The 25,330-nt window shown below is 32.0% G+C and carries 21 protein-coding genes; 12 read left to right on the top strand and 9 right to left on the bottom strand.

All coding sequences use genetic code 11. The features are described 5' to 3' along the window. Positions 1-61: 61 nt before the first annotated feature. Genes ABZA65_RS08615 through ABZA65_RS08580 form a run of 8 tightly spaced genes read left to right on the top strand, consistent with a single transcriptional unit; the run spans position 62 to position 9,403 of the window. Complete coding sequence (locus ABZA65_RS08615) at positions 62-2,329, top strand: methyl-accepting chemotaxis protein (RefSeq protein WP_373072692.1); 2,268 nt, start codon at positions 62-64, stop codon at positions 2,327-2,329. Positions 2,330-2,332: 3 nt separating this feature from the next. Further along, on the top strand, positions 2,333-3,037 hold the full coding sequence (locus tag ABZA65_RS08610) for a hypothetical protein (protein ID WP_373072690.1): 705 nt from the start codon (positions 2,333-2,335) through the stop codon (positions 3,035-3,037). A 55-nt stretch (positions 3,038-3,092) separates the two neighbouring features. Beyond that, entirely contained in the window at positions 3,093-4,037 is a 945-nt protein-coding gene (locus tag ABZA65_RS08605; protein ID WP_373072688.1) for an AAA family ATPase, read from the top strand. A gap of 8 nt (positions 4,038-4,045) precedes the next feature. Beyond that, positions 4,046-4,876: a DUF58 domain-containing protein gene (locus ABZA65_RS08600; RefSeq protein ID WP_373072686.1), complete on the top strand. Its 831-nt coding sequence runs from the start codon at positions 4,046-4,048 to the stop codon at positions 4,874-4,876. 2 nt (positions 4,877-4,878) lie between these two features. Continuing rightward, a complete protein-coding gene (locus tag ABZA65_RS08595; protein WP_373072684.1) occupies positions 4,879-5,292 on the top strand; it encodes a hypothetical protein in 414 nt (137 codons plus the stop codon). Continuing rightward, positions 5,285-6,214 (top strand): VWA domain-containing protein, encoded by a 930-nt coding sequence (locus tag ABZA65_RS08590; protein WP_373072682.1) that lies wholly within the window; start codon positions 5,285-5,287, stop codon positions 6,212-6,214. The genes ABZA65_RS08595 and ABZA65_RS08590 overlap by 8 nt, the downstream gene beginning before the upstream one ends. Continuing rightward, positions 6,211-7,992, top strand: coding sequence for a VWA domain-containing protein (locus tag ABZA65_RS08585; RefSeq protein WP_373072680.1), 1,782 nt, complete (start codon positions 6,211-6,213; stop codon positions 7,990-7,992). Before ABZA65_RS08590 ends, ABZA65_RS08585 begins: the two co-directional genes overlap by 4 nt. Further along, entirely contained in the window at positions 7,976-9,403 is a 1,428-nt protein-coding gene (locus ABZA65_RS08580; protein WP_373072678.1) for a BatD family protein, read from the top strand. The genes ABZA65_RS08585 and ABZA65_RS08580 overlap by 17 nt, the downstream gene beginning before the upstream one ends. Here ABZA65_RS08580 and ABZA65_RS08575 read toward each other — a convergent pair. Beyond that, positions 9,400-10,230: a prephenate dehydrogenase gene (locus tag ABZA65_RS08575; protein WP_373072737.1), complete on the bottom strand. Its 831-nt coding sequence runs from the start codon at positions 10,228-10,230 to the stop codon at positions 9,400-9,402. The two genes, ABZA65_RS08580 and ABZA65_RS08575, sit on opposite strands and share 4 nt — an antisense overlap. 92 nt (positions 10,231-10,322) lie before the next feature. Next, on the bottom strand, positions 10,323-11,774 hold the full coding sequence (locus ABZA65_RS08570; RefSeq protein WP_373072676.1) for a PAS domain-containing protein: 1,452 nt from the start codon (positions 11,772-11,774) through the stop codon (positions 10,323-10,325). A 202-nt stretch (positions 11,775-11,976) separates the two neighbouring features. On the opposite strand from ABZA65_RS08570, the gene bamA reads away from it, so the two are divergent. Continuing rightward, on the top strand, positions 11,977-14,223 hold the full coding sequence (bamA, locus tag ABZA65_RS08565; RefSeq protein WP_373072674.1) for an outer membrane protein assembly factor BamA: 2,247 nt from the start codon (positions 11,977-11,979) through the stop codon (positions 14,221-14,223). Between the two features lie 3 nt (positions 14,224-14,226). Here the strand turns inward: bamA and ABZA65_RS08560 are convergent, their stop codons facing one another. The 6 genes from ABZA65_RS08560 to plsY form a co-directional block, all read right to left on the bottom strand. Then, positions 14,227-15,693, bottom strand: a complete 1,467-nt coding sequence (locus tag ABZA65_RS08560) for a Ppx/GppA phosphatase family protein (protein ID WP_373072672.1) — start codon at positions 15,691-15,693, stop codon at positions 14,227-14,229. Between the two features lie 3 nt (positions 15,694-15,696). Further along, positions 15,697-15,951: a YfhL family 4Fe-4S dicluster ferredoxin gene (locus ABZA65_RS08555; protein ID WP_373072670.1), complete on the bottom strand. Its 255-nt coding sequence runs from the start codon at positions 15,949-15,951 to the stop codon at positions 15,697-15,699. 67 nt (positions 15,952-16,018) lie between these two features. Then, positions 16,019-17,323 carry a sensor histidine kinase gene (locus ABZA65_RS08550; protein ID WP_373072668.1) on the bottom strand — a complete coding sequence of 435 codons (1,305 nt, stop codon included), beginning with the start codon at positions 17,321-17,323 and terminating at the stop codon, positions 16,019-16,021. 98 nt (positions 17,324-17,421) lie between these two features. Next, positions 17,422-18,096 carry a homeostatic response regulator transcription factor HsrA gene (gene hsrA / locus ABZA65_RS08545; RefSeq protein ID WP_373072666.1) on the bottom strand — a complete coding sequence of 225 codons (675 nt, stop codon included), beginning with the start codon at positions 18,094-18,096 and terminating at the stop codon, positions 17,422-17,424. 97 nt (positions 18,097-18,193) lie between these two features. Next, positions 18,194-18,517 (bottom strand): dihydroneopterin aldolase, encoded by a 324-nt coding sequence (locus ABZA65_RS08540; RefSeq protein ID WP_373072664.1) that lies wholly within the window; start codon positions 18,515-18,517, stop codon positions 18,194-18,196. Between the two features lie 3 nt (positions 18,518-18,520). Further along, complete coding sequence (gene plsY, locus ABZA65_RS08535; RefSeq protein WP_373072662.1) at positions 18,521-19,135, bottom strand: glycerol-3-phosphate 1-O-acyltransferase PlsY; 615 nt, start codon at positions 19,133-19,135, stop codon at positions 18,521-18,523. A gap of 97 nt (positions 19,136-19,232) precedes the next feature. Here plsY and ABZA65_RS08530 point away from each other — a divergent pair, with 97 nt between their 5' ends. The 3 genes from ABZA65_RS08530 to nadC are packed head-to-tail and all read left to right on the top strand — an operon-like array spanning position 19,233 to position 23,255. Then, positions 19,233-21,398, top strand: coding sequence for a TIGR03545 family protein (locus ABZA65_RS08530; RefSeq protein WP_373072660.1), 2,166 nt, complete (start codon positions 19,233-19,235; stop codon positions 21,396-21,398). Positions 21,399-21,438: 40 nt separating this feature from the next. After that, positions 21,439-22,437, top strand: coding sequence for a quinolinate synthase NadA (gene nadA, locus ABZA65_RS08525; RefSeq protein ID WP_373072658.1), 999 nt, complete (start codon positions 21,439-21,441; stop codon positions 22,435-22,437). Then, positions 22,437-23,255, top strand: a complete 819-nt coding sequence (gene nadC / locus ABZA65_RS08520; RefSeq protein WP_373072656.1) for a carboxylating nicotinate-nucleotide diphosphorylase — start codon at positions 22,437-22,439, stop codon at positions 23,253-23,255. Before nadA ends, nadC begins: the two co-directional genes overlap by 1 nt. Before the next feature lie 14 nt (positions 23,256-23,269). Here the strand turns inward: nadC and ABZA65_RS08515 are convergent, their stop codons facing one another. Next, positions 23,270-25,126, bottom strand: coding sequence for an HD domain-containing phosphohydrolase (locus tag ABZA65_RS08515; protein WP_373072654.1), 1,857 nt, complete (start codon positions 25,124-25,126; stop codon positions 23,270-23,272). Positions 25,127-25,330 lie beyond the last annotated feature (204 nt).

Genomic DNA, 25,330 nt, shown 5'->3' with positions numbered 1-25,330 from the left:
AGTTAAAAAAAAACTGTGTAAAATGCGAATATATTAATGTTTAAAACAGAATGGAAAAAAAATGAATACCAAAAGTATTAAATTCAGAATCACATCTTTAATCGCCGTTGCTATATTTATAGTTATTTCAAGTCTATTATATGTGTCGGTTTCACGCTCAAGCGAATCTCTTGTAAAAAGTAATATGGATCTTTTAGATGCGGTAAAAGAATCTAAAAAAGAGCATATTATGGATTTTTTCTCATCTGTTAAAAACTTATTGTTGGCAAAAAGTACGGATAACGCTACAACTCAGATTTTATGGACTATGGATGAAGGTTTTGAAGAGTTGGAAGATTTTGATAAAGTTGATATTAAAACAATTAAAAAAGAGTTAATTGAACATTATGAAAAAGAGTATATCAGCAGAATAAACTATAAAGTTAAAGGCTCAAAACCAAAACGTTCGGCTGAAGAGTATCTTCCTAAATCTAAAGCAGGTCTTGTAGCTCAGTATCTTTATATAGTTAAGAATGAAAATCCTGTTAATGAAAAACAAAATCTTTTTATGAATAAGGATTTCAGTGATACATACTCGCCAAATCATGTTCAAGTTCACCCTACATATAAACATATACTTGACAACTACGGTATGTATGATATTTTTTTAGTAAATGCGAATGGAGATATCGTTTACTCAGTTGCTAAAGAGAAAGATTTTGGTACAAACATATTAGAAGGGGTATATTCTGATAGCGGTATTGCAAAGGTATTTAAAGAAGTTCAAAATAAACAAAGAGGATATGTAGCTTTTTCAGATTATGCGGCTTATGAGCCAAGCTACAATGATCAAGGTCTATTTTTGGCATCTCCGCTAAATTTTGGTAAAGATTTCGAAGGTGCGGTTATATTCCAATTACCTAGAAGCAAGATAAATAACGTTGTAAATTTTTATGGAAATTTTGAAAAAGCGGGTCTTGGAAAAACAGGTATAGCAAACCTTGTTTCAAGTGACGGTTATATGAAAAACGACAGCCGTTTTATAAAAGATATAAAAAATAAAGATGTTTTAAATGCAGGTACTACGGTTGGAACATTCCAAATAAAATCTAAGTCTGTAGATGCAATTAAAGCAGGCAAAACAGGAAGCTGGATCATTGATGATCACAGGGGTGTAAGTGTATTAAGCTCATATGAGCCGATAGATGTTTTTGGAAAAAAATGGGGTGTAATAGTTGAGATAGAAGAGGATGAAGTCTTAGAAAACGTTCATGAACTAAGAAATATTATTATAGGCGTTTCTGTTGGATTGTTTGTAGTATTTTTTATAATCAGTGCACTTTCAATTCAAAAAATTGTTGTAGCCAAACTTCAAGTACTTCAAGATGCTACATATGATCTAGCAAAAGGTGAAGGTGACTTGACACAGCGTATTTCAGTGCCAGAAGGTGATGAGATATCTGATGTTGCTACAAACATAAATGATTTTATTAAAAAAGTACAAGAGACTGTATCTGAAGCGAAAAACTCATCGTCTCAAAATACATCTATTGCTTTTACTCTGTCAACTACATCAATTCAGATGCAAGAGAAAGCAAAAAAAGAGAGCGAGATAGTAGAAGCTGTATCTACAGAGGGTAATGAGTTAAGAGATATTCTTACAAGTTCAGTTCAACAAGCTAAAGAGACAAAAGAGAACATTAACTCTGCAGGAGAGATTCTTCGCGGTGTTAATAACCAAATAGTACATTTGGCAAACGAGGTTCAACAGCGTGCAGAAGACGAGGTTCAATTATCACATAGACTTGAACAGTTAAGTGCAGATGCAGCACAAGTTAAAACTGTTTTAGAAGTGATCTCAGATATTGCTGATCAGACAAATTTACTTGCACTAAATGCTGCTATTGAAGCTGCGCGTGCAGGTGAACACGGTCGTGGATTCGCTGTTGTTGCAGACGAGGTTAGAAAACTGGCTGAGCGTACTCAAAAATCTCTTTCAGAAATCAATGCAACTATAAGTGTGATCGTTCAGTCTGTTATAGATGCAAGTGACAGCATTTCAAAAAATGCAGAAGCTATGGGAAATCTTTCTGAATATGCTTCTAAAGCTGAGAGTGAAATCAATGAAAGTGTTGGAACAATTGACAGCTCAATAGCACAAGTTGATGAGACTGTAACAGGTTATATTAATAACTCTGCGACTGTTGAGTCTATGGTTAGTAAGGTAAATGAGATTGAAAATATATCATCTGAAAATAAAAGAAGTATAGAAGATATTGCAAATGCATCTTCTGAATTATCTAAGATGACAGAACATCTCAATGATATGTTAAACGATTACAACACATAAGTTTTGCAAGAAAAAATATATTATCTAAACAAAGAAGCAGTTGATAATGATATCTTTTTCAAAAACGTACTTTGTTTAGACACTACAAATAACTATTACTGGAGTGATGACTGGAGTGAAGAGTTTTATATAAAACTAGCATACTCCGGGTTTATCTCCACATCTTTAGAAGTTAATAACGATCTAGTTTTACTTCCTGAACTCCAATTTGACTACGCTGTTTTAGACTTTGAAGATCTACATATATCTAAAAAGCTGCAAAAACTACTAAACTCCGATAGATATATATTTTCACAAAATACAAATTTTGATGAAGTACTTGATCAAATAGACAAACTACATGAACATAATTGGTTAAAAGGAAAGTATAGAGAACTTCTAACAACTTTATTTGAAAAGAATGATTTAAGAGATAATTTTAAAGTATATAGCTACGAAGTTTTGTGTTCAAAGACAAATAAACTTATAGCGGGTGAAGTAGGTTACAAGACGGGAAATATATATACTAGTCTAAGTGGTTTTAGTCTAAGGGAAAAAGAGTTTAACAACTTTGGAACTCTTCAGCTTGTGCTTCTTGGGAAACATCTTGAAAAAGAAGGTTATGCTTTTTGGAACCTGGGACATCCACATATGGATTATAAAAAACAACTCGGTGCTAAGGTTTATAGTAGAGATGAGTTTTTAAAGAGATTTGAGAGTTCTATTTAACTAAATATTTACCACTCTGGGATATACTTATATAAATTCAAAATAGGTATGTTTAATGAGTAAATTAGCAGAGATTAAAAAAGAAGTAAGTAAGGTTGTAGTTGGTCAGGAGAAGATGATAGATTCTCTTCTTATTGCACTTTTATGTGAGGGTCACATCTTGATCGAGGGTGTACCAGGACTTGCAAAAACAACAACCGTAAATGCACTTGCTAAATCTTTGGGACTTGGCTTTAAACGTGCTCAGTTTACACCCGATCTTTTACCATCAGATATACTTGGTGCTGAGATCTATGATCCTCAAAACAATGCTTTTAAAATTAAAAAAGGTCCTATTTTTACAAACCTTCTACTTGCAGATGAGATCAACCGTGCTCCTGCAAAAGTACAATCAGCTCTACTTGAAGTTATGCAGGAAAAGCAAGTAACACTCGGTGATGAAACCTTTAAATTAGATCTTCCATTTTTTGTTATGGCTACACAAAACCCTGTTGAGCAAGAGGGTGTATATCAACTTCCAGAAGCACAGCTAGACAGATTTATGTTAAAGCTGATTGTTGATTACAATACAAAAGATGAAGAATTAGAGATCGCCAGACGTATATCAAGCGGTAATTTTGAAGAGATTCAAGCAGTGATCAATAAAGACGATCTAGATGATTTGAAAAAACAGATTAAAAACGTACATGTTGACGCGGAAGTTGAAGAGTATATGATAGAACTTGTAAATGCTACAAGACATCCGGAAGAATATGGGTTAGAAGATCTAAAAGATTTTATACAGTTTGGTGCGTCTCCTCGTGTAAGTATAGATATGTTTAAAGCGGTAAAAGCTATGGCTTTCATGCGCGATAAAGACTTTGTAACACCTGTAGATGTAGCCTACATTGCAAAAGAGCTTATGCGTCACCGTATCGTACTTACATATGAAGCTGAGGCTGAGGGTATAACGACAGATGAGATCATCCAAAAAGTTTTAGAGACTGTAAAAATACCATAAGTTAAATCATGTCAAAACTACAAAAAATATTAGTACGTGCCCGCCGTCAGGTCTTTAGCGAAATGGTTGGAAATAACCCATCCATTTTTCAGGGCGAGGGTTATGATTTTATAGAGCTTCGTGAATATATGCCGGGTGATGATATACGCCATATAGACTGGAATATTACGGCAAAGATGCAGAGCCCTTATATTAAGATCTTTCGTGAAGAGAGAGAACTGAATGTTGTATTAGTATCTATTTTAAACGGTAGTGTACATTTTGGCTCAAAGAAATTTAAACAAGAAAGTATTGCGGAAATAGTTGCGCTTTTAGGGTTTTCAACTTTAAAAAATGGAGATCTTTTAAGCTATTACAGCTTTACTGACAAAATAGATAATTTTTACAAACCGAGTAAAAAGATACATCAGATCCAGTCAATTACAAAAGATATTTTAGAGTTTGATGCACTAAACAAGCAGGTAGATTTTAAATTTATTTCAGACACTCTCTATAAAAGGCTAAAAAGAAAATCACTTATACTTTTTGTAGGTGATTTTTTTGAAGTGCCTGATTTTAAACTGCTTGCTAAAAAGCATGAAGTCGTATCTATAATAGTCCGTGACAAACTAGAGGAAAAGCCTCCTCAAATGGGTTTTTCATCACTAGTTGATCCTGAGAGCGGGACTACTTTAGAAGGTGATTTTAATTCTTCAAGCGTACAAGCTTATGCAAAGAAAGTTCATGAACATGATCATAAACTTTTCGAGACTTTTAGAAAACATCAGATCCGTTTTACTAAAGTTTATACAGAAGATAATCCAAGTGTAAAACTTCGTCGCTTGTTTGAGGGTAGGTAATTATGCAGAATTTACAGACTCAGAGTTATGATATCCCTTTACACGATATAAAAACTATTATCGAGGTTCAAGAGTACTCTTTTTACTATCTTTTAGCCATAGTTGCTATTTCCTCTATTGTTGTTTTAGGGTTTATATATCTAATATACAAATATTTTAAAAATAGAAATATCTACAATGAAAGAAAAGAGCACTTTAAAATTCTTACATCTGTTGATCTTAAAGATACAAAAAAAGCAGCATATGCAATTACATTCTATGGTGCTACTTTTAAAGATGATGGAGACAGACAAAAAGGTATGTATCAAAATCTTATAGATCGTTTGGAAGTTTATAAGTATAAAAAAAATGTAGATGATTTTGATGGGGAGACTCTAAGCTATATAGAACTATATAAGGGTATGATTGATGTTTGATGGCATCTACTTCGAGTTTCCAAAACTTGTATTTGTCATTTTTTTCTTTATAGCTTGTGCTAGTTTATGTAAAATGAGGCTGCCTTCTATTTATTTCCCTCATACTGCATCATTTATGAAAAATACAGCCTCTAAATCAAAACTGTTGTTTTTTCTCAAATGGCTATCTATTGTTATGTTTGTTATGGCTTTAATGAGCCCTGTAAAGGACGAACCGTATGAATTAGAACCTAAAGACGGTTATGAGATGGCACTTGTTTTAGATGCATCAGGTTCTATGAAAGCCAGAGGTTTTGATATGACTTCACCATTATCCACAAGGTTTGATGTAGTAAAAGAGATAGTAAGTGATTTTATTGAAAAAAGAAAGAATGATAACATCGGTCTTATAGTTTTTGGCGCATACTCATTTATAGCATCTCCTCTTACTTATGATGAAAATATTTTAAAAGGTATTGTGAAAGAGTTGCATATAGGTATGGCAGGTGAGAAAACAGCACTTTATGAATCACTTGCACAAGGTGTTAACCTTTTAAAAATGAGTGAATCAAAGTCAAAAGTGATCATTCTTCTTACAGATGGTTATAATGCTCCTGAAAATAACTTTCCTCTTGATGTAGCACTAGATATGGTAAAAAAAGAGAAAATTAAAGTTTATCCAATAGGTATAGGCGGACCAAACGAATACAACAGAAATGTATTAGTACAAATAGCACAAGAGAGTGGTGGTCAGGCATTTGGTGCGGCTAATGCAGGTGAACTTGAAGAGGTATACAAACGTATAGACGAGCTTGAAAAGTCAGAGATTAAAAACGAGACTTTCTCATATCTGCAGTATTATTATATATATCCACTGTTTATTGGATTTTTATCATTAATGTTTTATGTATATATGAGAAATAAGATAGGGGCTAGTGAATGACGTTTTTACATCCTGAGTTTTTATACTATCTTCTTCCACCGATGTTCATACTTTTTGGACTGCTTTTAACTCAAAAAGAATCACAGGCACATTTTTTTAGCGATCATGTTATGGATAAGTTAAGGGTTTCTGCAAATATGCTTACGCTAAAAGCAAGAAATGCACTTTTTTTACTTACAGGAATTCTTCTTGTTGTAGCACTGGCAGAGCCTGTTATAAAAGACGGGACGATCAAAGTTAAAGCTAAAAGTGCAGATATTATGATCGCACTCGATATTAGTGATTCTATGCTTGCAGAAGATGTATACCCATCACGAATAGAGTTAGCAAAGAAAAAAGCACTAACACTTCTTGAAGATGCACCTAATGAGCGTTTTGGTATTGTAGCATTTGCTAAAAATTCATACCTTGTGTCTCCACTTAGTTTTGACAGCGGTGCTGTTGCATTTTTGCTATCAAAACTTGATACATCATCAATTACTCAAAAAGGGACAGACTTTTTATCTATGCTTGAGGTTGTTGCAAATTCTCAAACTAAATCTGAAAAAAAGTACCTGCTGATATTAAGTGATGGCGGTGATGCAAGAGATTTTAGCAAAGAGATAGAGTATGCAAAAGAGAAAGAGATAGTTGTATTTATACTTGGTGTAGGGACACAAAAAGGTGCACCTGTAAAACAAGTAGACGGCACTTACATAAAATACAAAGGTGACATTATCATCTCAAAACTAAATGAAGATATATCTTCATTAGCAACTAAAACTGGTGGTGTGTATATTCAAAATACAACTTCAGATAAAGACATACAAACTATGTATGAAGAGATCCAAAGTCATAGTGAAAAAAAAGAGTTAAAAAGCCAGGAGATTCAAAAATATATCCCACTGTTTTACTATCCTTTAGGACTTGCGATGTTTATACTGTTGATCGCTACAAGCTCAATGAGTAAACGTGTGACAGTTAATGTTCCAAATATCTTTTTAGTTTTTGTAGTGCTTGGAGCTAGTGCTGATCTTAAAGCCGGTATTTTGGACTTTATGGAGCTGGATAAAGCTAAAAAAGCATATGAAGCAGGGGAGTATGAAAAATCTGCAAAGGTATATGAAAAGTATGCCTCTGAACATAACAATGGGCAAAGTTATTTTAATGCTGCAAACTCTTACTATAAACAAAATAATTATAAAAAAGCTTTGGAGTATTATGAAAAAGCAGTATTTGATGACAAGTATCAAAGAGCAAAAAACTTTGCAAATATGGGTAATGCATATGCAAGGACAAATTCATTGGAAAAGGCCAAAGAATCATATGAGAAATCTTTAGAGATAAAAGAGGACAAAGAGGTTAGAGAAAATCTTGAAGCTGTAAAAAAAGAGCTTGATAAACAGAAGCAAGATAAGCAAGAACAACAAAATAATCAAAACAAAGAGCAAAACCAAAAAGAGAATAAAGACCAAAAAGATCAAAAAAATAATAAAGATCAAAAATCTCAAGAGAACAAGAATAAAGATTCAGAAAATAACTCTGAAGATAAACAAGATAAAGCTAAGCAAAAAGACAAAAAAGAAGAGTCAAAATCACAAAAGCAACAAAACAAAGAAGATAAAAAACATAAAAATGATCAGCAACAAGAGAAAGAGCAAGCATCTGCTGAGATCAAACAGATGAGTGATGCTGAGATGAAGAAGTGGATTGAACAACTCAAAAACAAACAAAATACTTACCTTTATCAGTTAAATAAACCTCAAGAAAGGCAAAATGAAAATGAAAAACCTTGGTAGAATTTTAATATTTTTAACTTTTTTAACAAATATACTAAACGCATCCGTAGTTGCAAGCGTAGATGCTCAAAAAGTAGTTAAGGGTGAGATGGTGACCCTGTCTTTAAAACTTGACGGTGATGATATAGAACAACCAAATATCCAGACTATTTGTGGGGAGGACATAATATCTACAAATTCTCAAACAAGTGTTGAGATGATAAATGGAAACTACAACAAAACATATATACTTTCATATAAATTTTTACCGCAAAAAAGTTGTGAGATCAAGCCTATAGCCATAAAGATAGGTGGAAAAACAGAGTATACAAAACCTATAAAAATAGATGTAAGCGATCAAATAATAACAAAAGATTCACAGTTTGTACTTAGTCTAAAGAGTTCAAAAGATGAAGTTTACGTAGGGGAGGGGTTTGAAGTAACGCTTCTATTTAAACAAAAAAACAATGCAAATGCAGTTGATAGCAAATTTATACCACCTAATCTGCAAGGTTTTTGGGTTAAGTCAGAATCAAAGCCTGAGCGTTATAAAGAAGATGACTATACAGTTACAAAAGTAGTTTATAAACTTGCAGCCCAACGTGAGGGGAGTTTAAAGATCTCTCAGGCACAGATCAAAATAGCTTCACGTGTAAATACAAAAGATTCATGGGGATATTTAATACCGCAGGTTAAGTGGCGTACATACTTTTCTAATGAACTTAACATAGATGTAAAACAGCTTCCAAGCGGAGTAGATTTGGTAGGTGAGTTTGAGATAGAAGCAGAGATAGATAAAAACTCTATTAAGCAAAATGAAGCCGTAAATCTGACTTTGAAGGTTAAAGGTGAAGGAAATCTTGAAGATATAAAAACGCTAAAGCCTGAGGTAGAAGGTGTAAGTATATTCGATGAAAAGGTTGATGTAAGTAACAATATTTTAACTCAAAAAATTGCTTTTGTATCCGAGCATGACTTTGTGATTCCTTCTATTAGTTTGAGATATTTTAATCCTAAAACAAAAGAGATAAAAACTATAAAAACTAAAGAGTTTAAGATAGAGGTTAAAGGCTCAGAAACTAAAGATGAAACTCTAAATATAAAGCGTCAGGAAACTAATGATAAAAGTGAAAATAACGGGGAAAATAGTTCTGAAGAGCTTTCTATATTTTGGATGGTGACAATCTTTGTATTAGGAGTTATTGTAGGTATGGCCATCATGCTTTTTAAAACTGTAATTAAGAGCGATAAAAAAGATAGTTTTGATATAAAAGATGAGAAGATGCTTCTTGTAAAACTCCTCCCTTATGAGAGTGATGATGAAGTAAAAAAGTTTATAAACAAAATAGAATCAAATATATACTCAACTCAAAAAGAGTATATAGATAAAAAAGAATTAAAAAATCTACTTAAAAGACTAGGAATATCCTAGTCAAATATATCGTGTAGCTTTTTACCATTTTCTATATTTTGGTGAACTTCTTTCCAGTTATCATTTTGGATGTTTGATTTTAGCTGTTTTAGTTCATCTTCAAAAAGCTCTATAGCTTCTAAAAGGTTTGACTTGTTTTGACGAAAAATATCTTCCCACATATTAGGACTGCTTTTTGCCAAGCGGCTCATAGAACGAAAACCACCCGCTGCTAGAGCTAAAATGTTATGTTTGTTTTCTTGATTCATTACGGTATTTGCTATAGAGTATGAGATGGCATGTGGCATGTGAGATATAAATGCGGCATGGCGATCATGTTCACTTGAACCCATAAAATATTTTTTCATATTTAGTGAACGGAATATCTTTTTAGCTATATCAGATTGGAGCTCACCACTGTCTTCTAAATCACATAGAACTACTACTTTATCTTCATAAAGTCCTTCAACAGCTGCACTTGGTCCAAAATTTTCAGTCCCCGTCATAGGGTGTGCTGCTACGAAGTTTTTACGAATAACATCAGGTACTGCTTTAACTATCTTCTCTTTTGTACTTCCAAGATCAACGATAGTAGCGGTTGTATCTATATCTGTTAGGTTATTTAACACAGCTATTACACCATCAACAGGGATAGCTAAAAAAATAACGTCGTATTTTTTTATTTCTTCAAACTCTACTATCTCATCAACGAGTCCAAGTTTGATCGCTTCACTTTGGTGAGCTTTGTTATGATCACTTCCGACAATTTTTTTTATAAAATCTAATTTTTTTAAACTGAGGGCTAAAGATCCACCCATTAACCCTAAACCAACGATTGCTACGTTCATATGTTTCATCTTTTATACCAATTTTTAAACTTTTACGAGAGTTTACCAAAGATTAACCTCAAGGTAGCTTTGGTTTATCTCTTTCTGATTACCTAAAACAGTTCAAAATCATCTTCATCTTCATTTTTTGTGTCTTCATTAAAAATCAATTCAAGTTGTAATATTGAGCTAAATAAAGAGCTGTCCATATAGTGAATATCATTTGCGCTTTGCTCTATAAATACTATTCTGCGCCAACTGGAGAGGTCTAAAATAATATTTTCCAAAAATAGAATCATTTTTTTGTGAATTGTTTCATCAAGTTCCGACATTTTTTGTTTATCTAACAGATTGGCTAACGAAGATATTGAGAATGCCAACTCTTTAAACTCATGTAAATTGTTCAGCACAGATGAGAACTTGAGTAATCTTAGAGCAACCTCGTGAAGTGCATCTTCATCTTTAGCGTGTAATTGATCTATCAGCTCGTTTATATCATCTTCTAATTCTGTTAATTCATTAATCTCAAGGAGTGTATATTCATTGATCTCTTCTGTGTAATCTTTAGAACTAACAGCAAGGTCTGAATGCACACGTTTTAGTAAAGTTCTCTCTTCATCACTAAGCTCTCTTACTTGTTTATGAGAATCTGTATCAAGAGTTTCAAAATCTTCCGGACGTTCATTCTCTTTTTCTATAAAACCTTTTCTTGATTTTTTTGATCGTAAATAGTACTCTTGAAGCTGTTCATTATAGTATGATATTTTTAGTTTTTGATACTCTGTTTTAGTAATATTATTTAGGGTATACATCTTCAATGGGCGCCCATTAAATGATTGAAACTCCTCATAGTAAAGGTTAAAAATATTTTCTCCATGTCTTGTTTGAATGGCAACTTTATTTTCTTTGTTTAAAACAAAGTCTTCTTCTTTATCTATGTAATCTTTACCTGTGACTAGAAATTCACATAGGTTGCATGTATTAGCTGTAAGATCACCCCTGCTTTTGGATACTAAATTCAAAAACGCTTTATTTACAAATTCAATATTATCTTCACTTACAACTATAATAGGGTTTGGGATACTGTCTAAAAATATATTTAAATTTGCTATTTGTTCTATGTCTTTTTTACGGTTTTTCTCAACTTCATATGCTACACGGTCTTCAAGATGTTCAGTTAAATTATGAAGCTCTGTAATATCGTGACGTATAGATATATATTCTACTATCTCATTATTTTTATCTAAAAAAGGGACAACTGTAGCATGAACATAGTAACTAGTACCATTTTTATGTTTGTTCTTTATAATTCCCTGCCAAGTTTTTTTTGCTTGGATTGTCTCCCACATATCCTTAAATGCTTCAGAATCTTGTTTAGGATGTCTTACTATGTTATGTGGCTGACCGATAAGTTCATCTTTTGAATAGCCGGATATTTCGCAGAACTTGTCATTAGCATATGTAATTCGTCCTTTTAGATCCGTCTTAGTTACAATCGAGCTGATATCAACAGCTTCTTTATAACCTTGCAATAAGTCTTTGTATTTATCATTAGATAGGTCCATATAACAGCCTTTTTTTTTCTTCTTTAAATATATTATAAATTATAATTGTTACACATTTTATCAAAAAGTTATTTATATACACTACATATAAGTTAATTTAATTTACGTTAAAAAACAAATTGCAAAATTTCTTTTCTTCCTTTACCATAGATTAACCTCACAGAGGGTAAAATCACTTCCTATTTTACATTATGGATGATATATGAAACTACTTTTGGCTCTACTTCTAACATTATTTATTACACAGAATATTTTTGCGCAAACAATTAAAGAGATTAAATACGAGGGCGTTGTCCATATATCGGAGTCTGTCGCACTCGGTATGCTTGATTTTTCAGTAGGTGATGAACTTGATGTAAAGAAAGTAAACGAAGCGATAAAAAAGTATTTTGATCAAGGCTATTTTACAGATATAACAGCTGAAATTGAAGATGGTGTACTAACATTTTACTTTATTGAAAAACCATTAATATCAAAAGTTGAACTTAAAGGTTATAAAGAAAGCGATGAAGATATAAAAGATACCATCATTCAAATTAAACGCGGAAGTTTATATGATGAGAAAAAACTTCAAGCTGCAAAAAAACGTCTTATCGATGCTATGAGTCAAGATGGAAAGATAGACTCTGTTGTTGAGATTCAGACTGAACATTTAGAAAACGGAAGCATAAAAGTTACTTTCATAGCCAATGAGGGTGAAGAGATTATTATTGAAAAACTTCGATATTCAGGTGTTGAAAAACTTGACTATGAAGATTTTGATGATGTGATTGCAAATAAAGAACATCAATGGATGGGTTGGTTTTATGGTAGGAATGATGGAAAGATGCATCTTCAGGACCTAGAGTATGATCATCTAAGAATAAAAGACTATTACATGCAATACGGTTTTTTAGATGCAAAGGTAGAACAGCCGTTTGTAAAAGCTGATTTTAATAATTATACAGCTTTTATGAGTTATGTTATAGAAGAGGGTGAAATTTACAATATAAGCGGTATTAGTGTAAGTCAGACTAAACATGTAATAGATGATGAAAAGATTAAAGAGGTAATCTCTTTAGAGGTAGGTGAACCTTTTAATATTAAAACATTCCGTGATGATTCAGATAAAATAAAAAGACTTGTAGCAGATCTTTCATACGCTTTTGTTCAGGTTGTTCCTGATCTTAGAAAAAATAAAGAAGATAATACTGTTGAAGTAGTATTTAAAGTTATTCCTGGTGATAAAGTTAAAATTAGAAATGTTCTGATCTCCGGTAATAATAGAACTCTTGATAGAATAATTAGACGTGAATTATATCTTGGACCTGGAGATATGTACTCTCTGACTGATTTGACAGATTCCAGAAATGCCTTAGGTAGACTTGGCTTTTTTGAAGGCCAAACAATAGAGGAAAAAAGAGTTGATAATCAAACAATGGATTTGATTGTTAAAGTTAAAGAGGCACCAACAGGAAACATTCAGCTAGGTGGTGGATATGGATCGTATGGTGGTTTCTTAGTTAATGTAGCTGTTAATGACAGAAATATCTGGGGTTCAGGTATTGATGTAGGTATACAAGCAGAGAAATCGGAAACTACAAGAAACTACTCTTTTAGTATTGCAAATCAAAGATTAAACGATAGTGATTTTAGCGGAAACTTCTCACTTAGTGAATCATCATATGACTACAACGACTACACTACAAATTCGCAAGGTGTGAGTGTTGGTGTAGGTCATAGGTTTTCAAGACACATAAGCGGTTATTTAGGTTATGGATATTCAAAGCACAGTTATGAAAACATAGAAACAACATCGATTGTAAATCCATATTTTTTTGAAGATTATGCAAAAAGTTCTATATCCTTAAGTATTAACTTTGACAATACAGATGATTATTATCTGCCTCGTGAAGGACAAAATATAAGTCAAGTATTTGAAAAAGCTGGAATTGGTTCAGATGCAAATTATTTTAAATCACGTACCAAATTTAATATTTATAAAGGACTGGATGATTACATAGGGTTTGATGCTATATTAAGATACAAATCTAGATACTACCTTGCAGTGGATACTGGTTATTTACCTGTTTCTGAAAAATTTTATATGGGTGGAATTGGATCGGTTCGTGGTTATGAATCATATTCTATAGCTCCATATGAGATATATAAAGATCCAATAACAGGTTATCCAAATACAATAAAGACTGGTGCAACACAAACATTTTCAAATTCATTTGAGATTAGTCTTCCTCTTGTTGAAAAAGCAAAAATGCGTCTTGTAACATTTATTGATTGGGGTTTTATTGGTGATAGTAAGTTAGATGAATTTTCACGCGGTGGGTATGGTGCAGGTATAGAATGGTTCTCTCCTGTTGGTCCAATTCAGTTAATGTTTTCAAAACCACTTAATGAAGAAATAGAAGATAATACATCTGCCTTCGAATTTACAATGGGGCAAAGATTTTAGAGTTTAGCTAAAAACTATCTCTAGATCTTCAAGTGGTTTTAGAGAAGTCATATCCTCTTTTGTTAAGTATAATTCATCTTTTGAATCAATAATAAGTCTATTGTCCTTCAGACTACATGTAAAATCAATATTTCTAGGTCTATGATTTAATAGATATATACTTAAAGTAAGTATATAGCTAAGAGTATTTAATGTTCTAACATCAGGAAGTAAAACTTTATACTTTTCTACATGTGTAGATGATGGAAGTCTTCTTTTTGCATATCTAACAAGCGTTGATATTAATACCATCTGTTTTTGTGTAAAACCGTATTCAAGAGAGCTTTGTAAAAGATAGTAGCTATGTCTGTTTTGAGCAAATTGGTGTATGCTTCCACCCGATGGGTAAAGCTTGGCAGCTATTGCCAGATCACTTCTATAATTTTCATCTAGTTCAAACTTATCTTTTAAGAGATCAAATAGTTGTTTTGAGAGTTTGTTCAGGTTATTTGAATACTCTTTATCACTTACATGAGAATCCAGAATATGTCTTACGGATGTATTATAGTTTACCGGAAGTCTATCATTTGACGTACGTAATAAATCACTTAAATAAACACCTTCACGTACACCTACACCACTCGTAATAAGCTCAGATATATTTAGCTTCTTTATAACTCTATGAAGTATCAGTGAACCTGGTTTTATAATGTCAAATCTGTTTTCTTTAATATACAAACATTTTAAGTCACTCTCAGTTTGTGAATCAAGAACATTTTTTATAAATGATTTGAATGAATCTATATCACACTCATAAGCATGAAGTTTTCTCAGCGGAAATTTGTTTTGTTTCATTATAGATGTAATAATCGCACGAAAAGTTCCACCTATACCAATGAGTTTAGAAGTATTTATATTATCTAAAACAGATAGTTTTTCATCTATATATTTTTTTGCACCTTCTATATCTTCCGTATCAAAAAACATCTCTTTTAATCTTACGGTACCCAAATCAAGCGATATAGTTTCTTTTACATTTTTATTGTTTATATAGGCAAACTCGGTTGAACCTCCACCTATATCAACAGTTAATGCATTTTCCTGTGTTGGCAGAAGATTTGCACATGCTATACCACCAAGGTATGCTTCACGTTCACCGTCTATAATTTTTATGTTTAGTTTTAATCCATTTCTTACACGTTTTAAAAAGTCAAGTTTGTTTGGTGCATCACGAAGAGCAGATGTAGCTACACAAAGAGTTTTTCTAGCTTTAAAAGATGATATTATGTTTACAAAATCACTTAGAGCATGATATGCTCTATCCATAGCATTTTGTTGTAAGTTTCCATTGTTGTTGTAAGCATTTTCGGAGAGACGAACCTTGCTTTTTGATTCGTATAGTAGGTGAAACGCAAAGCGGCTTGTTTTTTCATAGATAACCATTCTAACTGAGTTAGAACCGATATCTATAACGGCTACACGCTTTGCCAAGTTTTATTCTTCTTCGGCTAAAATAGTTTTATATTTAAATTGAAGTTCTGTAATTGATTCAATATTGTCTTTATCTAAAACTATACAATCTACAGGACAAACAGAGATACATGCAGGCTCATCATAAACCTCTACACATTCCGTACATCTATCAGAATCTATGAAGTATATTGGATCACCTTCTTCAATAGCCTCAGTAGGGCATTCCTCTCTACATGCATCACAAGCAATACACTCATCGTTAATCAATAAAGCCATTTAAAAACCTTGTTTATATTATCATTATTTTTTATTAATCAGATTTATATCAAATTAAAGCTTTAAGTTATCTTTTGCTTGTAATTATACAAGATAACTTTGAATTTATCTGTAATGTTGCGATAGCTCCACTGGTTCCATCTGTTCTATTTTTTATGTTAATTTTTGCACCTAAAGCATCTGCAGCACTCTTAGCTAAAAACAGACCAAGTCCAACACCACTTTTGTTTCCTTGGCGTTTAAACGGTGCAAATAGGTCTTCACTTTCATCAATACCGCAACCTTCATCAATAACTTCTATTAACAGCCCAAAATCATCTTGAGAACTTCTTATATATACTTTTTTATCTACAGGTGTAAACTTTAGTGCATTTTGTATAAAGTTTTGTACTATCTGATTAAGTAGACCAACTTGAAGCATAGCCATAAAACCATCCGGTTTAAAATCCATCTCAATGCTTTTACCTTCATTTTCTGCTATAAGTTTAAAATCATTTGTCTTATCTCTTAAAAACTTTATAATGTCTATCTCTACAGGTTTTTCTAATTGTGCGCCTTCTTGACGACCGATATTTAAAATGTTTGATACAATAAAGTTCATATCATCAACTGCTTTATTTGTGGTCTCTATTGCTTCAATATACTCTTCATCCGATCTTTTTTTGATAAGTGTAACTTGATTTTTTAGTTTTATTACGGCAAGTGGTGTTTTCATCTCATGTGCAGTTCCGATAAAGAGCTCTTTTTGGTACTTAACAAAGTTTTGTATACGAAGTATTAAGTGATTCAGTGTCTCACCAAGCGGTTCAAACTCCTCAGGTAACTCCTCAACTCTCACAGGTCTTATAAGGTGTTCATTCATGTTTGATAGTTTATTTGAGAGTGATTTTATAGGTTTAGTTAACATCTTTGATAGTGCAACTGCATATATTATTACAAGCCCGAAGCCGACAACGTTTATAATAAGTATATATCTAAGTATTTTTCTTAATAAGTGTTTTGTAGGAGTTATATCTTTTGTAATCTTTAAAAAGCTAAACTCACCTATATCAAATGGATATATAAGAGTCAGGTATGTATGCTTTTGTTTAGTAGTTTCGTATATATCAAGACCGTTGTTTGTTGGGTATTTTTTTAGTTTAATGACCTCTACTGAAATTTTTAAGTATGTATCTGTAGTATCTGATCCAAGTTCTGTAACGGACCGGTTGGCAGATATATTTTTCGCATAAGTTAAAAGCTCATTTCTTTTTTCATCATAAACAGATTTTTCAATATAAAAATATAAAAAAGATGAAAATACAAATATCAATAAGATAGATGCTATTATGATTTGTAGTAAGAAGTTTCTTCTAATACTTTTTGAAAACATTATGTGTCCACGCAATAATAAGATGTAAAATTATAACAAAAAGTTAGATTTAAAATACATAGCAGATAGTGATTTCCCCAGAAGATGGGGAAATAAAATTAGTTTACTTCTTTAGGAAAACAAAAACGGTAACCACGACGACGAACAGTCTCAATTGTAGTGATACCTAATGGTTTGTCCATTTTTTGACGAATTTGATTGATAGCTACCTCAATTACGTTTGGAGTAACTAGTTCCGGCTCTTCCCAGATAGCATCTAATAATTGCTCTTTAGATACGATTTGATCACGGTGACGTGCTAAGTGAGTTAATACTTCAAAAGGTTTACCTTTTAGTTCAATCTCTTGCTCTTTGTAATTGATTTTTTCCTCTTCAGGATTAATAGTAAGATCTTCTATTTCAATTATATTACTTCCACCAAAACGTAAACGTGCTTCAAGACGAGCAACAAGTACGTCAAAATCAAATGGTTTACGAATATAATCATCAGCACCAGCTCTTAAGGCTTCGATTTCACTTTCGTTATCATCACGAGCAGAAAGTACAACAACAGCTGTTTTTGGAGTATTTGTTTTAATATCACCAATAATATCTACTGAGTTTCCGTCTGGAAGCATCCAGTCCATTAGAACTAAATCGTAGTTACGAATGTCCAGGTAGTATTCACCATCTTTTAAAGTTTCTGTAACATCACTTTGGTAACCAAACTCTTTTAGTCCCTCAGCTAACATTTTATTTAAAGTAACTTCATCTTCAATAATTAATATACGCATATATGTTTTTCCTATAAATGAAAATTTTGTGGAATTGTATCATAAAAATGAGGTTAATTTAAAGTAATTTTAATAATTGTTAAAGTTTTTTTTAAAATTAGCGTTTAAATTGATCGCTTACACTAACGCTACAATCACTTAAAATAGAGGGTTTTGAGATTTTTAGAGTATGTGAATTTATAAGTGGAAATTCTTTTGAAATTTCTGATTTTAAACTTAAAATAGCGTCTTCTATAAGCTCAAATTTAGAAAAAATCATCGTTTTTTTGATTAAATCAGCTATATTTACATAGTTTATATACTCATTTTTAAACTCATATTCACACTCAAAGTTAACAATTACGTCCTGTTCTTTTTCGCGTTCATGATCTAAAATTCCAATAATACATTGAAATTTTAGATCCTCTATATGAATTTTCATAAGTTATATTACTCTTTTTTCTTCACCTTTAAATAGGCGGATAAAGTTTGGTATATGTTTGTAAAACAGAATAAATGCAATCAGAAGAACAGGTGCATGCGGCATATCAGGTTTTAATACAAAACTTGCAACAACCAATGCTAAAAGAGCAGTCATTGATGAAAGTGAAGATATACGGATAACTTTAGCAGCAATTGCCCATACAACTAATGCTATAATAGTCTCTATTGGAAGCATAACCATCATTACACCCATACCAGTTGCAACACCTTTACCACCTTCAAAATTTAAATATGGCGAGAAACAATGACCAATTACTGCTAAAACGGCAATACCCCAAAGTGTAGATTCACTCAAACCTATTGCCATAGCAATAAGTAAAACTGCTATACCCTTTAGTGCATCAAGAGCCAGTGTTGCAGCTCCAAGTTTTTTAGCAAGAGCAGGATTAGTTTCTTTTACAACACGTAAAACATTTGTAGCACCAATACTTCCACTACCGCTAGATTTAACATCAACACCAGCAAAGTATTTTGCTAAAAGAAGACCAAAAGGGATACCACCTACTAGATAAGCAAGTATAAAAAACTGTACATTTGTATTATTTAAAAATTCCATAAAAATCCTAAAGAAAAAATTATTGTATTTTACTTGAATCTTAATAATAAATAGATAAAATGTTTTTCAAAACAAAAATACCTAAAGGGGATATTGTATGATCGATTTTTTTATGAAACTTTTTAAAGCTTTTAACTCTTCTCAAACACCTTGGCAGATGTCTTTAGCTATAGCACTGGGTATGGCTATGGGTCTTACTCCGTTTTCCGGTTGGCAAAGTGTTATTATAATCCTTTTAGCACTTATTATAAATATTCACTTAGGTCTTTTTATAGTAGCCAGTGGTTTTTTTGCAGCAATTGCATATATGTTTGACCCTATATTTGAATCTATCGGATACTATATACTAACTAACCCTGCTTTAGCAGATATTTTTACAAGTGCTTACAATTCGTCTATTACAAGAACTACATACTTCAATAACACTTTGGTTATGGGGACATCTATAGTAGCACTAGTTCTGATTGTTCCAATCTATTTTGCACTTAACAAAATAGTTTATATATACAGAGATAAAATAGCTACAACACTTCAAAAATATACAATATTTAAAACGTTGGGAATATCGGTTAGCGATAAAAAAGATAAGTTTTTAAGAATATGGGGATTTGGGTTATTTGCAGTTTTAGCAGGTTTGTCAACAGCTTTTATTCTATTGTTCTTAGATCCGCTAACAAAGTTTTCTTTGGAAAAATCGATAAGTATAATTACAAATAAAGATGTAGAGATAGATAGTGTAGATGTGTCTTTAAAAGAGGGTTCATTAACTATAAATGAACTAAATGTTTTCAAAAACGGGATCAGCTCTTTAAAAACTGAATTAATAGCAATCGATCTCGACTTTAATCAACTGTTTTTTAATAGATACCATATAGAAAATGTAGTTTTTAAAGGGATGGAGTTTAATCAAGTAACAGATGCAAAGGTAAAAGAAGAGAGCCCAAAAAGCTCAGCTGCTTCTAAAGAGAAAAGCAAATCTGAAAAAAGCAGTTTTGAATTTAACACATCATCTCTTCCAAAACCTGAAGATCTAATTGCCAGAATGGGGTTAAGTTCAACAAAAAATTATGAACAGGCTGCAGCAAAGTTTGAAAATATTGAGAAAAAATATAAAGACGCAATAGAGAAAAATTTTTCAAAAGAAGAACTAAATCGTATAAAATCAGATGCTGAAAATATAAAAACTAATTTCAATAAGATAAAAGGTGTTAAAAACATAACACCTGAACATCTTAGCTTAATCAAGAAAACTCTTGATGATGTTAAGAAGTTACGTAAAGAGCTAAAGCAGAAAAAACAAGCCTTTAAAGTGTTAAAAAATGAGTTTAGTAAAGATAAAAAAGAATTATCAAGTTTAACAAATAAAATCGTTGATGGTGCCAAAGGTGATTATAAAAACCTATCTGAAAACTATAGATTTAATAAACAGGGCGGTTTAAATGTAGTTGGTGTTGTGTTTGGAAAAGATATAAAAGAGTATACGTCAACTTTTCTAACTTACTACGATATGGTGAAACCATACTTAAAAAGTGAAGAAGAACCACCTGCACCACCAAGAGGCGAGGGTAGATGGATCAGGTTTAAAGAGTTGAATTCACAAGTTGATATGCTTGTAAAAAATATAGACTTAAGCGGTGTATACAAGTTAAACAGTTTTAGTGCGAATATGAAAAACATAAGTTCAAACCAAGAGTTGTTGAATAAGCCGTTTAAACTAAAGCTAGAGAGTGAAGGTAAACTCTCAAAAAGTTTTGATCTCGGACTTACAAAACTCAATAGTGCTGAACTTAGTATAGATGCAAAAGCACAGAGTATGGATTATGTAACTATATTAGCAGATACAAAACTACAATATAGCAAAGCAAAATTCTCTACAAAAGAGCTTAACGATCTTAACAGTTTTAATGTAGATATTGCACTTAGTGAAGAGATAGTATCGCCAAAAATAAAAGTTAAATCTGATTTGGATGAAAAACTAAAAGATATTTTTGCAAAAGTGATAAAGCAAAAACTTCAAGAGTACAAAGGTGAACTTAAAAAGCTTATTGATGAAAATATGAAAGAGAAATTGGCTGAGCTTGGACTTAAAAATAAAGATATAGCAGAGTTGCAAAAAGTTTTAAACGGTTCGTTAGATGATTTTGTCAGTATAGATTCTCAGCTTAATAATCAAGAAAAAGGATTAAAGTCGAAATCTACGGATGCAGTGAAAGACAAAGCAAAAGAAAAAGTAAATGATCTACTTAAATCGTTTAAGTTTTGAATTTGATATAATTACGCCAAATAAATATTAGGACAGTTTTTTGAGTTTATCTAATAAAGAATTAGTTGAAAAAATAAATGAATATAAAAAGAAACTAAGTGTTACAGTAGTTGCTCACTTCTATCAAAGAGACGAAGTTTTTGAGATGGGTGACATTACAGGAGATTCACTAGAGTTGGCTATGCGTACAAAAGCTGATGATGCTGAGTTTGTAGTATTTTGCGGTGTTGGTTTTATGGGACAAAGCGTTAAAGTTTTAAGCCCGCATAAACGTGTAGTTATGCCTCGCATAGCTTGTTGTGCAATGGCAAAAATGATTGATGCAGAAGCTTATGATAATGCCGTTAAAATTTTAAATGACTCAGGCATTAAAAGTGAAGATATACTTCCGATTACATACATAAATTCAGATGCCGGGGTAAAAGCAAGAGTAGGTGAGATGGGTGGTATGGTTTGTACAAGCTCAAACGCTAAGAAGATCATCACAACAGCTTTAAAAGAGGGTAAAAAAATATTTTTTGTACCTGATCGCTGTCTTGGTCAAAACATAGCAAACCAGATGGAATTAAAATCTTGCGTAATAGGTGACGGTAGTGATCCTAAAGAATCAGACATTATCTGTTTTGACGGCTTTTGTTCAGTTCACCAACTTTTTACTGTAGAAGATATTGAATTTTACAGAGAAAAGTACCCGGGTATATTAATTGCAGTACACCCTGAGTGTGATCCTGCCATTTGTGACAAGGCTGACTTTGTAGGTTCAACTTCTCAACTTATAAAATACATAACAGAGTTAGACCCTGAACAAAAAGTAGCAGTAGGGACTGAATTTAATATGGTAAATCGCCTACGTCCTAAAAACACTTATGTACTAAGTTCTACAAAACCTGAATGTCCGACTATGAATGAGACAACGCTTCAAGATCTTTATGATGTTTTAAAGTCTATTGACGAAGGTCAACCTTTAAACGAGATTCAAGTAGATGAGTCAACACAAAAATGGGCAAAAATAGCACTAGAAAGAATGCTGGAACTATAATGAACTTAGAAAAATTTGTAAAATCTACTTTAGCAGAAGACATAGGACGTGGAGATCTTTACGCATTAGTAGAAGAAGCCGTAGATGCAGAGGCATATGTTTTTGCAAAGTGTGACGGTGTCATGGCAGGACAGGTATATGTAAACGTACTTGCGAATCTTGAAGATCTTGAGATTGAGTGGTTAAAGAATGACGGCGATAAGTTTGTAAAAGGCGATGTACTTTTAAATGTTAAGTCAAACTCTCACAAAGTTTTAAAAACAGAGCGTACACTTTTAAATATGCTTTTGCATGCCAGCTCTATTGCAACACTTACTAATAAATACTTAGAGATCATAAAACCATATGACGTGAAACTTTTAGATACTAGAAAAACTAGACCGCAGTTAAGAGTGTTTGAAAAATATGCTACTAGATGTGCAGGTGCTGTTAATCATAGAATGGGTCTTGATGATTCTTTGATGATCAAAGATACTCACTTAAAAACTATAAAAGATTTAAAATCTTATATTAAAAAGGCAAGAATGCAGATACCTTTTACTACAAAAATTGAGGTTGAAGCTGAAACTTTTGAGATTGCAAAAGAGGCTTTTGAAGCAGGTGCTGATGTAGTTATGTGTGATAATATGACACCTGAACAGATTAAAGAGATAGTTGAGTTTAGAAATAAAAACTATGCGCACATAATACTTGAAGCTAGTGGAAATATCTCACTTGAAACTATAGAATCATATGCAAAAACAGGAGTTGATGCTATAAGCAGCGGTGCACTTATCCATCAGGCTAACTGGATTGATTTGTCTATGAAGTTAAAGTAGTTTAACTTTATAGATTAGTCTTTATACTTTAAACCTACAATCTGAAATTTTCTATAGTTATTTAAAAATAGTTCAACAAGTTTAGGATCAAAGTGTTTTGCACTTTGCTCTTTTATGTGTTTTAAAACCTCTTCCTCTTCCCAAGCCTTTTTATAAACACGATCAGATATCAGAGCATCATATACATCTACAAGTGCGGTTATTCTTCCATATATATGAATATCTTCACCACTAAGCCCTCTAGGATAACCTTGTCCATCCCATTTTTCATGGTGTTCATGAGCAATGATGGCAGCTGTAGCTATAAGAGGTCTATTTGAGTGTTTAAGCATATCATATCCACGGTTCGCATGGGTTTTCATGATCTCATACTCTTCATCATTTAGTTTTCCATGTTTTAGTAAAATACTGTCAGGTATAGCAACTTTTCCAATATCGTGCATAGGAGATGCCATATGTAACAGATCTGTATCTTCTTGAGAAAGTCCGTATAATGATGCTAATAGTTTAGAATACTCAGCTACACGTTTAACATGGTTTGCAGTTTCTTTTGAACGGCTCTCACCAATAGAACCCATCGTAAAAATAATCTCTTTTTGAATTTTTTCAATCTCTTTAGAATCACTTATATTGTGTCTAATAGCCCTATAGCCAATTATTTTTTTATTTGAATTGAACATAGGCTCAATCTCTGCTTTAACCCAGTAATAGGAACCATTTTTATGAAGATTTTTTATATCCCCACTCCAGTGTTTACCTGCTTTTAGCGTTTCCCACATATCATTGAAAACCTCTTTTGGCATATCAGGGTGTCTAATGATATTGTGGTTTTTACCTACAAGTTCATCTTCATTATAACCACTAATATCACAAAATGCAGAACTTACATTTGTAATCTTTCCTTTAAGATCTGTTTCTGAGAAAATTACGTTGTTATCGTATGAATTTAAAAGCTCAACTAACTTATCTTTTTGTTTTATAATTTTCCAAATAAATATCAATAGTATTAGGATTATGAATATTCCAAAAAACCTTGCATTATGAGTGTCTTGAATGTCTGATAACAAGTATGGATCATCTTCATACGATACAAGCCATGCAGATAATTCTTTTGTAGTATTTTGTTTAATAGGCATAAATGAGATAATTTCTACATCATTATCAATATTGGAAAATATAGCGAAACTTTCACTCTTTTGCATCTTTTTATTAAGTTTATCAGTTATATTTTCTAAATGTTTTTTATATCTGGTTTCTTCATTAGGATTATGGGATGCTGAAAGAGTCATTAGAAAATCTTTATGCTCAATACTTGGTTTATAGTTTAAGATCCTATCATCACGATCCCATGCTTTGGAATCAAAAATAGATTTTTTTACTAAATAATGGGTGTGAATTTCACTAAGTTCATTAAGTTTTTTTTGAAACAATTCTGAAGGGTAAGAGATCTCTACAGCACCAACATGTTTTAAATTTTTGTCAAAAATAGGGTATACGTTTCTTATAGCATGAGCGGTTCTACCACCTGAAAAACCTCTAACAACCTCTTTAGTACGGTTTACATATTCAAAATCTTGACGAATATTTGTAAGATCGTCACCATACTTTTCTGTTTTGTGTAGACGTACAAATACTTTGTTGTTTGGAAATACAAAATGGTATTGAAGCAGACCTTCATTTCTATACGTATTGTAGTCAGAAGATAATATGCTAATAAATTCTTCTCTTAATTCATCTCTTTTTTTATTATTTTTTGTGTTCCATGCTTCAGATAAGATATCTAATACTCTATCTTTTTTAATAGTTATATCATATATTATATCTGCTTGTGTAGCTTGGTTCTTTTCCCAAATTTTATAGTTTGTTTGCAAATGTTTTAAGTGTGTAATATTTGAGTATTCTATCTTATTATTTAGATTTATTTGAGTTATGTAATATAGAAGATAAGATAAAAGTAAAAAAAATATAAAAAAATATAAGTGTAATAGATGAAATTTTTTATAAATAGAGTTGTAAATTAGATGTTTCATAATCGTATTATATCAATATTATTACTATTTTATATATAAAACATA

The organism is Sulfurimonas sp. (assembly GCF_041583195.1).
Lineage (GTDB): Bacteria > Campylobacterota > Campylobacteria > Campylobacterales > Sulfurimonadaceae > Sulfurimonas.
The sequence above is the reverse complement of the archived record's forward strand: the minus strand, read 5'-3'. Positions and strand labels throughout refer to the sequence as shown.